This is a genomic window from Geodermatophilus sp. SYSU D01105, assembly GCF_054050095.1.
Map to the genome: position 1 here is coordinate 1 of NZ_JBJGYR010000021.1, position 13858 is coordinate 13858.

A 13858-nucleotide genomic window follows, 5' to 3' on the forward strand; every position below is an offset into this window, starting at 1 on the left:
CCGGCCGGGTTCACCCTCGTCGAGACCGCTCCCGGCCTGACCCCCGACGAGGTCGCCCAGGCCACCGGCGCGCCCCTGACCATCCCCGACCACGTCCCCGAGATGACACTGCCCGCCACCGTCTGAGCCAGGTCCGGGTCCACCCAACGCCACCGTCCCAGCGAGGACCCGTGACCTTCTCGATCGTCGCCCGTGATCCGGACACCGGTGAGCTGGGCATCGCCGTCTCGTCGTGCATCCTCGCCGTCGGGCGGGCGGTGCCCAGCGCCCGGCCGGGCGTCGGGGTCGTGGCCGTGCAGGCGCGCAGCCGGCGCGGTCTCGGGCCGGCGCTGCTGGCCGGGCTGGAGGAGGGCGCCGACCCGGCGCAGCTGGTCCGGGCGGCGGCGCACGCGGCCGAGGACGTCGACCGGCAGATCGCCGTCCTGGACGCGTCCGGTGCGGTGGCCGCCGACACCGGGCGCGGCTCGTTCCCGGTCAGCGGCCACCTGCTGGGCTCCCAGTCGAGCGTGCAGGGCAACATGCTCGCCTCGACGGAGGTGCTGCCGGCGATGGCCCAGGCGTTCGCCGCCGCCCGTGGCGACCTGGCCGACCGCCTGCTCGCCGCGCTGACCGCCGGCCAGGACGCCGGCGGCGACCTGCGCGGCCGGCAGTCCGCCGCGCTGCTCGTCGTCAGCGGGACCCCGGCCACCGACGAGGACGACGGGGTGCGGATGGACCTCCGGGTCGACGACTCCGGCGACCCGGTGGCCCAGCTGCGGATGCTGCGGAACCTGCAGCGCGCCTACGACGAGCGCGACTACGAGCACCTGGCGCTGTTCGCCCCGGAGGGCGCCCGCGACCTCTACGCCGCGCTGGCCGCCTCGCGGCGCGGGGACCGGCACGGTGCCCGCGCCGCGCTCGAGGCGATGCGGGCCCGGCCGGGCTGGTCGGCCTGGCTGACCACGATGGCCGGCGACGCCCGCCTGTCGGGGGTCTCCCGGCTGCTGGAGTGAGCGGCGGTCAGAGGGTGTCGGGCCGCAGCCGGGCCAGCGCCGCAGGGTCGATCTCGCGGTCGTGCAGCGGCAGGACGAGCTCGGTGACGACGTCGGCCAACTCGGCGACCCTCAGGTGCAGCCGTCGCTCCTCGAGCAGTCCCTCGCGCAGGGTGCCCACCAGCGCCGCGAGCTCGTCGACCTTCCCGAGTCGCTCCTCCACTGCGGTCAGACGGTCGCGGAGGTCGGCGCTCTCCCGCTGACGGTCCTCCAGCTCCCCGACCCGCGCGCGCAGCGCCTCGACCTCGCTCTCGAGGGCGCTCGCCCGCTCCAGCAGGCCACGGACCTCGCCGCCGAACTCGAGCGCCTCGGGGGCCAGCGCCCGCCGCACCGCCCAGACCGGGCCGTTGAGGTGCCGGCCGGCACCGCCACTCGATCGGTTCACGGTGTCCTCCGTCGCAGGGTCAGGCGGCTGGTCTCCACCAGGCGCTCCTCGGGGGCGCCCAGCCAGGTGGCCGGCTCCAGGGCGGGGACGGCCTCGTCGAGCACCAGGCCGTGCCGGGCGGCCTCGTCGGCGACCTGGTCCGGCGTCAGTCGTCGGTGCGGGACGAGCGGCAGGTGCTCGTCCGGGTCGAGCAGCAGGTCCAGGTGCGCCGCGGTCCCTCGGCGCACCAGCATGCCGCAGAGCCGGAACAGGTTGTCGCGGGCCAGCGGTTCCAGCGCGTTGAGCAGGTGTCGTCCGAAGACCGTCCACGGCTCGGGGCGGGCCGCGAGCCGGACCCCGAGCCGGAGGACGGCGCGCAGGTCGTAGAGGTTGAGCACCTCGAAGGTGACCGGCGTCCCCTGCTCCGCCCGCGCCCGTGCCACCCGGACGGCCTCCCGGGAGTAGTCCACCGCGTGCACCGTCCGGCCGAGGGCGGCCAGCCCGACGGCGTCGGCGCCCAGGCCACAGCCCAGCTCGAGCACCGCCGAGCCGACGGGGGCCTCCCGGTGCACCCAGCGGGCGGTGGCGCTCATCCGGGCCGGTGGGTCGAGCTCCTCCGGGCGGAGCAGGACCTCGTCCTCCCACGGCTCCCGGTCGACGTTGAAGTCGGCGAACCAGCCCCAGAAACGGTCCCCGATCTCGAGCGGGACGACGAAGGTGTACGCCGGGTCGGGCACCCTCCAGCCGCTGCCGTAGAGCCGCTCGAGGGCCAGCTCCGGCTGAGCCGGCGCCGGCTCGACCCGCCCGGCGACCTCGAGGTCCGTGGTGGGCAGGAGCTCCTCGTACCGGGCAGGGACGCGGAGGGCGAAGGGCTGGTGCCAGTACCCGTCGAGCAGGAAGCCCGGGAAGACGTCGACGTAGTGGTCGGGGGCACCGGCGTGACGGACGTGGATCTGCAGGTGACCGCCGGACAGCCGGACGACCTCGTAGCCCGCCTCGGTCAGCAGCCGGCCGACCTCGAACCCCTCGAGGTCGACGTCCACCGGAGCCGTGTGTCGGCTCAGGTAGCCCAGGTCGGCGTCGTCGTCGTGGGGCAGCAGCCGGCCGGCCTCACGCACGGGACCGAGCAGCGTCCCCCCTGTCACGTAGACGGTGGGACCGAGGTGACGCTCCAGCACCGCCCGGACGCCGTCCATGGTGTCGAGCATCCGATCGACCATGCCCGGCGGGGCGTCCCCCAGTGCGTGACCCAGCCGTCCCCACTTGTTGACCACCAGCGGGGCGCCGTAGCGGTCGACCAGTCGCGGTGACGCGAAGCCACCGTCGAGGCTCACCTGGACCTCCGGGCCGTCGTCCTCACCCGAGGCGCGGACCCGCACGCGGAACCGACCGGCCAGCCGCGCCCGCAGGCTCACCGGCCACGGCTGGTACGTCAGCTTCTCGGCGGGCACCCCCGGGGGGAGCAGCGACGGCGGGACCGGGGCCTCGACGGTCCGGAACGACCACACCCTGCGACCGTCGATCTCGACGTCCACGACGACGTCTGCCACGGTCCCGGACAGTTCCAGGGCCAGGCCGTCGGCCGAGGGCCAGAGGCCGCGGATCACAGACATGATCCCCCGTGGGTCGCCCGGCCCCGTGGCCGGAGGCGTCGCTGAGGCACCGAGGCTACCCAGGCCGGTCCCGGACCCGTGGGGCAGGTCAGCGCAGCAGCGAGCGGGCGATCACCATCCGCTGGATCTGGTTGGTGCCCTCGTAGATCTGGGTGATCTTGGCGTCGCGCATCATCCGCTCGACCGGGAAGTCCTGCGTGTACCCGGCCCCGCCGAACAGCTGGACGGCGTCGGTCGTCACCTTCATCGCGACGTCGGAGGCGAACGCCTTGGCCGAGGCGCACAGCCGGCCGAGGTCGGGGCCGCCGGTCTCCCCGCGGGCCGCGGCCACGTAGACCAGGTGCCGGGCGGCCTCGATCTGCATGGCCATGTCGGCGAGCATGAACTGCACGCCCTGGAACTCGGCGATGTTCTTGCCGAACTGCTTGCGCTCCCGGGTGTACTGCACGGCGGCGTCGAGCGCGCCCTGCGCGATGCCGACGGCCTGCGCGCCGATGGTCGGCCGGGTGAAGTCCAGCGTCCGGAGCGCGGTCTTGAAGCCGGTGCCGGGCTCGCCGATGATGCGATCGGCCGGGATGGTGCAGTCGGTGAAGTACAGCTCGCAGGTCGGCGAGCCCTTGATGCCCATCTTCCGTTCCTTGGGGCCGACGGCGAAGCCCGGGTCGTCCGCGTGGACGACGAACGCGGAGATCCCGTTGGCGCCCTTGTCCGGGTCGGTGACGGCCATGACCGTGTACCAGGAGGAGATCCCGGAGTTGGTGATCCACGCCTTGGTGCCGTTGAGCACCCAGCTGTCGCCCTCGAGCCGGGCCCGGGTCCGCATCGCCGCGGCGTCCGAGCCGGCCTCCCGCTCGGAGAGCCCGTAGCTGATCATCGCCTCGCCGGAGGCGATGCTCGGCAGCACCGCCTGCTTGAGCTCCTCCGACGCCGACAGGATGATCGGCATCGAGCCCAGCTTGTTCACCGCCGGGATCAGCGAGGCCGACGCGTCGACGCGGGCGACCTCCTCGATCACGATGCAGGTGGCGATCGGGTCGGCACCCTCCCCGCCGTACTCCTCGGGGATGTGGGTGGCGTGGAACCCGGCCGCGGTCAGCGCCTTCTGGGCCTCGAGCGGATAGCGGGACTGCGCGTCCACCTCGGCGGCGAACGGGGCGATCTCCCGCTCGGCGATCTCACGGACCGCGGCCCGGATCGCGTCGTGCTCCTCGGTCAGCGCGTACAGCCCGCCGGCGTTGTTACCCACGGGTAGATGGTAGGACGCACCCCCCGCCTCAGGTGGAGCGGAACCGCTCCTGCAACGCCGCGTCGCGGGCGACCACCGCGTCGGCGAGGTCGGCCTGGAACCCGCAGACGGCGGCCTGCAGTTCGGGGTCGGCCGCGGCCAGGATCCGGACGGCGAGCAGCCCGGCGTTGCGCCCGCCGCCGATGCCCACCGTCGCCACCGGTACGCCGGCCGGCATCTGCACGATCGACAGCAGGCTGTCCAGCCCGTCGAGCAGCTCCAGCGGACGGGGGACGCCGATCACCGGCAGCGGCGTGGCCGCGGCGACCATCCCCGGCAGGTGGGCCGCTCCCCCGGCACCGGCGATGACCACGCGCAGCCCGCGGCCTGCGGCGGACTCGGCGTACTCCAGCATCCGCCGCGGCGTGCGGTGCGCGGAGACCACGTGCACCTCGTACGGGACGCCGAACTCGGCCAGCGCCGTGGCGGCGGGCTCCAGCATCGGCCAGTCGGAGTCGCTGCCCATGACGATGCCGACGAGCGGGGTGCCGGGTTCGGTCTCCACGCAGGCTCCTCAGTGCTCGGTCTCGAACGCGAACGCCGGGTCGATCTCGCCGTCGGCCAGGTAGCGGGCGGCGGCGACCGCGCGGGCGCGCACCTCGGCGAGGTCGGAGCCCAGCGCGGTGACGTGGCCGAGCTTGCGGCCGGGGCGCTGGCCCTTGCCGTACCAGTGCAGCTTCACGTCCGGCCAGTGCGCCATCAGGTGGTGCACCCGCTCGTCGAGCCCCGGGCCGGACCAGCCCTCGGCGGCGGCCGCGCCGCCCAGCAGGTTGGCCATGACCACCACCGGCGCGGTCATCGCCGTGGCACCCAGCGGGTAGTCGAGGACCGCGCGCAGGTGCTGCTCGAACTGGCTGGTGCGCGAGCCCTCGATCGTCCAGTGGCCGGAGTTGTGCGGCCGCATCGCCAGCTCGTTGACCAGGACGGCGTCCGCGGTCTGGAACAGCTCCACGGCGAGCACGCCGACGACGCCGACCCGGTCGGCGACGCGCACCGCCAGCTCCTGGGCGGCGGTCGCGGTCTCGTCGTCCAGGCCCGGGGCGGGGGCGAGCACCTCGTGGCAGACGCCGTCGCGCTGCACGGTCTCGACGACCGGCCAGACGGCGACCTGCCCGAACGGCGACCGCGCGACGACGGCCGCCAGCTCGCGCACCAGCGGCACCCGCTCCTCGGCCAGGAGGGTGCCGTGCCGCTCGACCAGCTCGGCGGCCGCGGCGGCGTCGTCCACGACGAACACACCCTTGCCGTCGTAGCCCCCGCGCGGGGTCTTGAGCACCACCGGCCAGCCGTGCCGCCCGGCGAAGGCGGCGACCTCGTCGACGGAGGTGACCTCGGCCCAGGCCGGCTGCGGCTCCCCCGCCTCGGCCAGCGCCCGCCGCAGGACCAGCTTGTCCTGGGCGTGGACCAGCGCCTCGGGGCCGGGCGCGACGCGGTGCCCGGCGGCCTGCAGGGCGTGCAGGAGCTCGGTCGGCACGTGCTCGTGGTCGAAGGTGACGACCGTGGCGCCCTCGGCGACGGCCAGCAGGGCGTCGAGGTCGCGGTGGTCGCCCAGCCGGACGTCGGCAGCGACGAGGGCCGCGGACTCGTCGGGGCCGGTCGAGAGCACCCGCAGCGACTGGCCGAGGGCGATCGCGGCCTGGTGGGTCATCCGGGCCAGCTGCCCCCCGCCGACCATCGCCACGACGGGCAGCCCGGTGCGTGCGTCGACAGGAGAGGCCACGGGAGCCCAGCCTAGAGGGGCCGGCGCCGCCTCCCGGACCGGGCGTCCGCCCCGTCGTCAGCCCAGCTCGGCGAGCTGCTCGCCCAGGCGGGTGCCGACGGACGCCGCCACCTCGGGCGGCAGGTGGGTGCCGTCGGTCGTCGTGCCCGGGGCGAACCGGCCGTCGTCGTCGATCTCGCCCCAGGGGTCGACGAGCACCCAGCCCCGCTGGGTGGCCAGCGACGCCAGCGCCGCGTTGTACGCCTGCCGCCCCGGCGTGTCCACGTCGTTGGGGGCGATCGCGGAGACGACGACCGTGTCGACCCCGGCGGCGGTGGCGGCGGCCGCCAGGCGCGTCAGGTTGTCGGCGGACTCGTCCCAGGGGCGGTCCTGGAGGACGTCGTTCGTGCCGGCCATGACCACCACGACGTCGGCGTCCGCGGGCACCTGCGCCCGCAGCATGTCCCCCGTGGTCGCCCCGGGCACCGCCCAGCCGCCCACGAAGGTCAGCCCGGAGGACTCCGCCGCGGCGGGGACCCACGAGGCCTCCCCCTCCACGTGGCGGTCGGAGATGACGGCACCGCCGGCGGTGATCGAGTCACCCACCACCGCGAAGGTGCTCGGCGCCGGCACCTCCGGCCCGGGGGCGGCCATCCCGGTCCCCGCGACGGACGGCGTCGTCGCGGAGGGACCGGCCGGGACCTGCGAGCCCGGCTGCGGGGCGGAGAGCACCCGTTCGTCCCCGTCTCCCCACAGCGCGCACCCGCCGAGCAGCTGCGCCAGCACGAGCGCCAGGACGGCCAGGGTCGTCCTCGCGTGCCCCCGTCGCGGGGCGGAGCGATCGAACACGCGACGAGTCTGGGGCATGGACCTGGACGTGCGGACCCCGCTCACTCCGGCGGGTCAGGTCTCAGGCGCTCAGCGAGTCCCGGCGCGGGGCGGGCACGGCACGCGCGGAGCCCCCCGAGGACGACTGGAGGACGGCCACGCCGGCCACGACCCGCGGCTCGGGAGCCAGGGCGTCCGCGTCCTGGGGGCGCCGCGCGGCGACTGCGCGGGACCGGCCGGGCGTGAACCGCCGCAGCCACCGGCGGGCCGGCTCCTCGACGTACCGGTAGCAGACGTGCGCCAGCACGAGGGTCGACAGCAGGACCGGGACGAGCAGCAGGGCCCAGAGCGAGGTGCCCACCGCGATCTTCGGCCACCACCCCATGAGCGTCCAGGAGACCTCGAACACCGGGATGTGCACCAGGTAGAGGGCGAAGGAGATGCGCCCGCCGTGCACCACCCACTCCTTGGAGAGGAAGGCGCTGACGCCCGAGGTGGACAGGGCGAGCGCCCCGACCAGCAGCGGGAAGAACACCACGACGATCCCGCCGAACGCCGAGTGGTCGTTGTCGATCCCGCGCCAGTCGCCCCACCACAGGCCGACCGCGATCGCGCCCACCGCGGCCCCGGCCCACGTGGCGGCCGCGCGCTGCACCCGCGGTGTCTGGCGGATCCGCCGGACGACGAGGCAGGTCAGCGCACCGGCCAGGAACGCCGCGCCGATGCGCAGCAGCCAGGACCACGGGAGCACCGGCCCGCCGTGCACGTAGGTCATGTGGCTGAGCGGGACCATCGCCAGGACCGCGGTCGCGCCCAGCAGGACCAGCGGGGCGTTGCGGATGCGCCAGAGCAGGACGGCGAGGAGCGGGAAGGCCACGTACGCCAGCCACTCGGCGCTGATCGACCAGGCCGAGCCCATCCACGACTCGCCGCTGGACTCGGGGTGCCACCACAGCTGGACCATCGACAGCTGCAGCAGGTACTGCGGCAGGTCGAGGACCGGCTGCGCGGCCTGGTAGGCGAGGTACCCGTCGGAGACCTGCGTGGCCTTGTAGAGCAACCAGCCGCCGTAGAGCGTGGTCACCAGCGCGTACACGGGCCAGATCCGGCACACCCGCGCCCACAGGAAGGCGGCCACCCGTCGCGGCGAGGGCTTGCGGCCGACCCGCTCCAGGTAGGTCAGGGTGATCACGAAGCCGCTCAGCACGAAGAAGAGGTCGACGCCGGTCGCCCCCGCCCGGAGCACCGGGCGCAGCGGCTCCCAGTAGCCGGAGTAGTCCAGCCCGGGCGTGAAGTGGAAGTGGTAGACGACGACCCAGACCGCCGCGACGGCTCGCAGGCCCGTCAGCGGGCGGATCTCGGGGGACGAGGTTGCGCCGACCTTCGCGCCGACGACTCCCGGTGGACGTGCAGACACCACAACTCCTCTGTGCAGGCTGACGGCAGTGACCCTGCGCTCATGGCCCGTCACAGAAGTTAGTTGGCCGGTCGGGCATGTTGAGTCGACGACACGACAGACTCACGCCCGTCCATCGGCAACTCCTGACGAAGCCAGCCCTCCACGGCGCCTGCCGGAGGGGTAGGAGCGCTTCTCCGCCGCCCGCGCCATCCCCCGGCCCCGGTTAGCATCGCCGGGTGACCAGCCAGTCCGTCCGCCCGCGACGGGCCGGGTCAGCCGTGTGGTCGCTGGTCCGTCAGGTCGGCGCCTTCGGTGTGGTCGGCGCGGTCTGCTTCGTCATCGACGTCGTCCTCTTCCAGGTGCTGTACGCGCACCTGGGGCTCGGCGCCGTCAGCTCGAAGGCCGGCTCCACCGTGGTGTCCATGGCGGCGGCCTTCGTCGGGCACCGCTACTGGTCCTTCGCCGACAGCGAGCGCACCGGCCTGCGGCGGGAGGGCGTCCTGTTCACCGTGGTGAACGGCCTGACACTGCTGCTGGGCCTGGGGATCATCGCCTTCGCCCGCTACGCGCTCGGGCTGACCGACGCCTGGTCGCTGCAGGCGGCGAACCTGACCTCCATCGCCGTCGGGACCGTCGTGCGCTTCGTGTCCTACCGCTTCTGGGTGTTCCCGACCCCCACCCCCGACGCGGAGCGGTGACTCCCCCACCCCGCCGGACCTGACCGTCCCGGGCCGCCCGCCCGCCGCCGTGCGGGCGAACGACCGCTCAGCCGGCCAGCCGTGAGCCGTGCCGCCCGGCCACGACCTCCAGCCGGGTCGGGATGCGGGTGCGCAGCTCCTCGAGGTGGCTGATCACGCCGACCGTCCGCCCGCCGCGGCGCAGCTCGTCGAGCACGTTCATCACCGCGTCGAGCGCCTGGGCGTCGAGCGTGCCGAAGCCCTCGTCGACGAACAGGGTGTCCATCTGCACGCCCCCGGCCTCGGAGGTGACGACGTCGGCCAGGCCCAGTGCCAGCGCCAGCGAGGCCATGAAGCTCTCGCCGCCGGAGAGGGTCTTGGTCGGACGGCGGGTGCCGGTGTACTCGTCGAAGACGTCCAGGCCCAGCCCGCCACGGGCACCGTGCCGGGCCTGCGCGTCGCTGTGCAGGAACGTGTAGCGGCTCCCCGACATCTCCTGCAGCCGCCTGCTGGCCACCTCCGCGACCTGCTCGAGCCGCGCGGCGAGGACGAAGGACTGCAGGCGCATCCGCAGCGTGTTGGCGCCGCGGCCGTTGACCAGGTCGGCCAGCCCCGCGACCTGGCCGGCCCGGTCGCGGCGCTCGGCCAGCTCCACCTCGGCCGCGGTCACCTCACCGGCCAGCCCGTCGAGCGCAGCGGCACAGCGGCGGGCCTGGTCGAGGGCGGTGACCGCCTCCTCCCGCCGCGCGGTGAGCTCGGCGCACCGGTCCTGCAGCGCGGCGACGTCGGGCCGGGCGGGCAGGTCGGTGAGCTCGGGGTCGGCGAGGGTCGCGGCCACCACCGACCGGGCGTCGTCGTGCTCGCGGATACCCCGCTCGAGGGCCGCCAGCTCGCCGGGCTCCAGGAGCGCAGCGCCGGCGGAGGCCAGGCCGTCGAAGCCCGCGGCGGCCGCGCGCTCGCCGGCCGTGACGCGAGCGGTGTCGGCGGAGGCCCGGGCGCGCAGCTGCTCGGCCTCGGCCTCGACGACGGCCTCGCACCGCTCGGCGGCCGTGGTGAGGCGGCGGACCCGGGACGGCAGGTCGGCGTCGGCACCGCGGGCGGCGTCCAGCCGCGCGGTCAGCTCGACGAGGGCCTCCTCCCGGGTCGCGCGCTCGGCGGTGCGCCGCTGGAGCTCCTCACGGTCAGCGGCCAGGGCCGAGGCGGCGGCGTCCCGGGCGGCCTCCCGCCGGGCGAGCTCCCGCCGGGCGCCGTCGACGGCGCCGGCGAGACCGGCGACCTGCACGCGCTCGGCGCCGGCCTGCTCCGCCCGTGCGGCCAGCTCGTCGAGCGGCAGCTCACCGGCCCGTGCGCGGAGGACCGCGAGCTCCCGCTCCAGCTCCTCCGCACGGCGGCGGGTGGCGGTCGCCTGGTCCTCGGCGGCGTCGGCCGCGGCGCGTGCGCGCTCCTCGTCGTCGGCGGAGACCACCGGACCCGCGTGCGCAGCCGGCCGGGGGTGCTCGGTCGCCCCGCAGACCGGGCAGTCCGCGCCGGGGAGCAGCCCGGCGGCGAGCTCGGCGGCCATCCCGTCGAGCCGGGCGGCGCGCAGCTCCACCAGCTCCTCACGGGCCCGCAGCCACACCAGCCGCGCCTCCTCGGCGGCCGCCCGGGCCGCAGCCAGCCCGGCGGCTCCCCGCTCCGCGCGGCGGGCGGCGTCCAGCGCCGCGCGGGCGGACTCCTCGGCGGCGGCGAGCCCCGGCAGCCGGGCGGCCGCGGCGAGTGCCTCGTCCAGCCGGCGCTGGGCCTCGGCCACCCGGCCGGGCCAGTCCTGCGCCGCGCGACTGCCCTGCTCGCAGCGGTCGGCCAGGGTCGCGACCTCCTGACCGAGCCGGGCGACCTCACGCCCGAGCTGCACCGCCCGGTCGGCCTCGGGCGTCAGGGCGCGGGCCGCCGCCGCGGCGTCACGCAGCTCGCGGGCGAGCCGGCCGTCCGCGGAGCGGCGGGCCGGGTCGACCCGCCCGGCCACCTCGGCCCAGGCGGTGCGGGCGGCGTCCAGGGCCGCGGTCGCGGCCTCGGCGGCCCGCGCGGTGCGCCGGGCGTCGTCCAGGGCGTCGCGCAACGCCTCGGCCCGCCGTCCGGCGTCGGCGCGGGCGCGCAGCGGGGCCAGCCGCTCCTCCTGCGCGGCAAGCCGGGCCAGCTCCTCGCGGGCGCGGTCCCGGCGGGTGTGCCGGTCGGCCAGGGCGCGCGCCGCGGCCAGCTCGGCGTCCAGCCGGGCGCTGCGCTCGGCGGTCTCCTCGGCGGCGGCGGCGGCGCGGGCCAGCTCCGCGGCGGCCCGCGAGCGCACGCCGGCGACCCAGGTGCCGACCGACGTCCCGGGGTGCGCGCCGACCAGCTCGGGAGCCAGCTCCTCGGGCACCTCGACGTCGGCGATCTGCGCGACCCGGTGCAGCAGCGTGCTGATCCGGTGCCGGTCGGCCCGCAACGCCTCCTCGGCGGCGCGCCGCTCCCCGGCCAGCCACTCCTCGGCACGGGCGAACCGGCCGACGTCGAACAGCGTGCGCAGCAGCCGGGCCCGGTCCTCCGGCTCGGCGCGCAGGAAACGGGCGAAGTCGCCCTGCGGCAGGAGGACGACCTGGCAGAACTGCTCGGCGGACAGGCCCAGCCGCACCCGCAGGTACTCCGACCCCTCGTCGATCCGGGTGCTGACCGGTTCCCAGCAGCCGCCGTCCCACCGCTGGACGAGGAGCTTGGCCTGCTCGGTGGTCTCGCCGGAGCCACGCTTCTTCGGCCGGGTCTGCTCGGGCCGGCGGACCACCAGCAGCCGCTCTCCGGCGAGGGTCAGCTCGAGGGAGACCTCGGTGCGGGTACCGGCGTCGGCGTGGTCGCTGCGCAGCCGCTTCTCCTCGCCGCGGGCACCCGGCACCGTGCCGTAGAGCGCGAAGACGACGGCGTCGAGCAGCGTCGTCTTGCCCGCGCCGGTGGGGCCCCACAGGAGGAAGAGCCCATCGCGGGCGACGGCGTCGACGTCGAGGGTCTCGGTGCCGGCGAACGGCCCGAACGCGGACAGGGACAGGGAGTGCAGCCTCACCGGGCCAGCTCCTCGCGGGCGGCCGCGCCCAGCGCCCGGCCCAGCAGCTCCCGCTCGGCGGCGCTCGCCCCCACCCCGCCGCGGACGTGGGTGACGAACTCCCCGGCCACGTCGATGTCGCTGCGCCCCCGCAGCCGCTCCTGGTAGCTGCGCCCGTCGGCGCCGGAGGCCCCCCCGACCCACTCCAGGTGGACGCAGCGCGGGAAGCGGGTCTGCAGCCGGCGCATCGGGTCGGCCGGGCGCACGTCATCCGTCAGCCGGGCCGAGACGAAGTGCTCCTCGACGCCGTCATGGGCGGGGTCCTCGAGCAGCTCGTCGAGGGTGCCGGTCAGCACGGTCAGCGGGCGGGGCGTGGGCAGGGGCAGCGCCCGCACCCCGGCCAGCCCGCCGGCGTCGAGGTCGACCAACCAGGCCTGCTTGTCCTGGCCGGCCTCCCCGAAGGAGTACGCCACCGGGGACCCGCTGTAGCGCAGCCGCGGGGTGAGGGTCTGCGGCCGGTGCAGGTGGCCCAGGGCCACGTAGTCGACCCCGTCGAAGACGGCGGCGGGCACCAGGTCGACCCCGCCGACGCAGATGTCGCGCTCGCTGTCGCTGGGCACGCCGCCGCCGACGAAGGCGTGCGCGAGCACCACCGACCGCGCGCCGGGCCGCAGGAACAGGTCGGCGCGCACGCGGTCCATCGCCTCGGTCAGCACCGCCTCGTGGCTGCGGGCGCCCGGCACGCCGAGCTCGTGGCGGGCGATCTCCGGCTCCAGGTAGGGCAGCCCGTAGAGGGCCACCTCGCCGTGCTCGTCGCGGAGCAGGACCGGCTCGTCGAGGCGCGCGGTGGAGGCGCGGACGTGCAGGCCCGCGGTCGACAGCAGCTCGGAGAACGTGCCCAGCCGACGCGCGGAGTCGTGGTTGCCCGGGGTGAGGACGACCGTCGCCCCGGCCCGCAGCAGCCGGCCGACCACCCGGTCGAGCACCGCCGTGGCGTCGGCCGACGGCACTGCGCGGTCGTAGACGTCACCGGCGACGACCACGACGTCGACCGACTCGGCGACCACCACGTCGGCCAGGCCGCCGAGCACCGCCTCCTGCTCACGCAGCAGGTCGGCCCCGTGGAGGGAGCGGCCGATGTGCCAGTCCGAGGTGTGCAGCAGCCGCATGGGCGCAGAAGGTAGGTCGGGGTACCGACAGAACCGCCCAGGCGCGCCGTGACGGAACCGTCACAGTGCGGCGTGGCTCCTCACCCCCGGGGGTGAGGACGGTCGAGACCCGCCGCTCCCCAGTGGTTCCAGGAGGGGACGCTCACCGGCTGACCGCCCTCCCCGGCGGGCCGGGGTTCAGAGCACGGCGGTGGCGTACCCGGTGCCGTGGCCGTCGTCGAAGCCGTGGACGTAGCCCGCGCTCTCCCGGGCCCGCCGGTCGGCGTCCTCCTCGATCATGTGGTTGAGCAACTGCTGGACGCCGTCGCTGTCGGGGATCTGCCTGAGGACGGTGGCCCCGCCGTCACCGGCGGACTCGATCGTCAGCGTGCCAGAGCTGATCATCCGCTCCCAGAGGGTCTGCCGGTAGGAGACGTCGGTGATCCGGGACAACCCGATGTCGCGGCCCTGGCGGGCGAGGACCCCCTGGCGGAAGAGCAGGCGGTGGGTCGTAATCACGTAGTGGGTGGTCCGCCACCGCAGGACCGGCACGAGCACGAACACCAGCAGCAGCACCAGCGCGACGACCGCGATTCCTAGCCGGACGACACCCTGCTGCGGGCCGGCGGGGACGAGGGCCGCACCGAAGGAGGCACCGCCGACCACGAGCAGGGAGACGACGAGTGGCCGGGAGATCGTCAGCCAGTGCGGGTGCAGGTGGCGGACGACCTCCTCGTCCTCGGCCAGGAGCTTGTCCGGGTAGGGCACCGC

General features: G+C 75.6%; 12 protein-coding genes. 2 read left to right on the plus strand and 10 right to left on the minus strand.

Annotation, left to right across the window (positions count from 1 at the left end; translation table 11 throughout):
- The first annotated feature begins 170 nt into the window (after positions 1-170).
- Positions 171-992, plus strand: coding sequence for a DUF1028 domain-containing protein (locus tag ACI79I_RS18800; protein ID WP_456993831.1), 822 nt, complete (start codon positions 171-173; stop codon positions 990-992).
- Between the two features lie 7 nt (positions 993-999).
- On the opposite strand, the gene ACI79I_RS18805 is transcribed toward ACI79I_RS18800, so the two are convergent.
- The 7 genes from ACI79I_RS18805 to ACI79I_RS18835 form a co-directional block, all read right to left on the minus strand.
- Complete coding sequence (locus ACI79I_RS18805) at positions 1000-1416, minus strand: DUF6752 domain-containing protein (RefSeq protein ID WP_456993832.1); 417 nt, start codon at positions 1414-1416, stop codon at positions 1000-1002.
- Positions 1413-3002 carry a class I SAM-dependent methyltransferase gene (locus ACI79I_RS18810; protein WP_456993833.1) on the minus strand — a complete coding sequence of 530 codons (1590 nt, stop codon included), beginning with the start codon at positions 3000-3002 and terminating at the stop codon, positions 1413-1415. Before ACI79I_RS18810 ends, ACI79I_RS18805 begins: the two co-directional genes overlap by 4 nt.
- A 94-nt stretch (positions 3003-3096) precedes the next feature.
- A complete protein-coding gene (locus ACI79I_RS18815) occupies positions 3097-4254 on the minus strand; it encodes an acyl-CoA dehydrogenase family protein (RefSeq protein ID WP_456993834.1) in 1158 nt (385 codons plus the stop codon).
- 28 nt (positions 4255-4282) lie between these two features.
- Positions 4283-4798, minus strand: a complete 516-nt coding sequence (purE, locus tag ACI79I_RS18820) for a 5-(carboxyamino)imidazole ribonucleotide mutase (protein WP_456993835.1) — start codon at positions 4796-4798, stop codon at positions 4283-4285.
- 9 nt (positions 4799-4807) lie between these two features.
- Positions 4808-6013 carry a 5-(carboxyamino)imidazole ribonucleotide synthase gene (locus ACI79I_RS18825; protein WP_456993836.1) on the minus strand — a complete coding sequence of 402 codons (1206 nt, stop codon included), beginning with the start codon at positions 6011-6013 and terminating at the stop codon, positions 4808-4810.
- Between the two features lie 57 nt (positions 6014-6070).
- Complete coding sequence (locus ACI79I_RS18830; RefSeq protein ID WP_456993837.1) at positions 6071-6841, minus strand: SGNH/GDSL hydrolase family protein; 771 nt, start codon at positions 6839-6841, stop codon at positions 6071-6073.
- A gap of 61 nt (positions 6842-6902) precedes the next feature.
- Positions 6903-8237 carry an acyltransferase family protein gene (locus ACI79I_RS18835; RefSeq protein WP_456993838.1) on the minus strand — a complete coding sequence of 445 codons (1335 nt, stop codon included), beginning with the start codon at positions 8235-8237 and terminating at the stop codon, positions 6903-6905.
- Between the two features lie 218 nt (positions 8238-8455).
- Between ACI79I_RS18835 and ACI79I_RS18840 the strand changes: the two genes are divergently transcribed.
- The gene (locus tag ACI79I_RS18840) at positions 8456-8917 is read left to right on the plus strand and encodes a GtrA family protein (RefSeq protein WP_456993839.1); all 462 of its coding nucleotides are present in this window, start codon (positions 8456-8458) and stop codon (positions 8915-8917) included.
- A 67-nt stretch (positions 8918-8984) separates the two neighbouring features.
- Here the strand turns inward: ACI79I_RS18840 and ACI79I_RS18845 are convergent, their stop codons facing one another.
- The 3 genes from ACI79I_RS18845 to ACI79I_RS18855 all read right to left on the minus strand — a co-directional run bounded on the left by ACI79I_RS18845 (position 8985) and on the right by ACI79I_RS18855 (position 13855).
- The gene (locus ACI79I_RS18845) at positions 8985-11960 is read right to left on the minus strand and encodes an AAA family ATPase (protein WP_456993840.1); all 2976 of its coding nucleotides are present in this window, start codon (positions 11958-11960) and stop codon (positions 8985-8987) included.
- Positions 11957-13108: an exonuclease SbcCD subunit D gene (locus ACI79I_RS18850; RefSeq protein ID WP_456993841.1), complete on the minus strand. Its 1152-nt coding sequence runs from the start codon at positions 13106-13108 to the stop codon at positions 11957-11959. The genes ACI79I_RS18845 and ACI79I_RS18850 overlap by 4 nt, the downstream gene beginning before the upstream one ends.
- A gap of 177 nt (positions 13109-13285) precedes the next feature.
- Positions 13286-13855: a PH domain-containing protein gene (locus ACI79I_RS18855; protein ID WP_456993842.1), complete on the minus strand. Its 570-nt coding sequence runs from the start codon at positions 13853-13855 to the stop codon at positions 13286-13288.
- Positions 13856-13858: the final 3 nt, after the last annotated feature.

Bases quoted from the DNA above. Each gene is read 5' to 3' on its own strand.
- ACI79I_RS18850 (WP_456993841.1), bottom strand. From the start codon at position 13,108: ATGCGGCTGCTGCACACCTCGGACTGGCACATCGGCCGCTCCCTCCAC.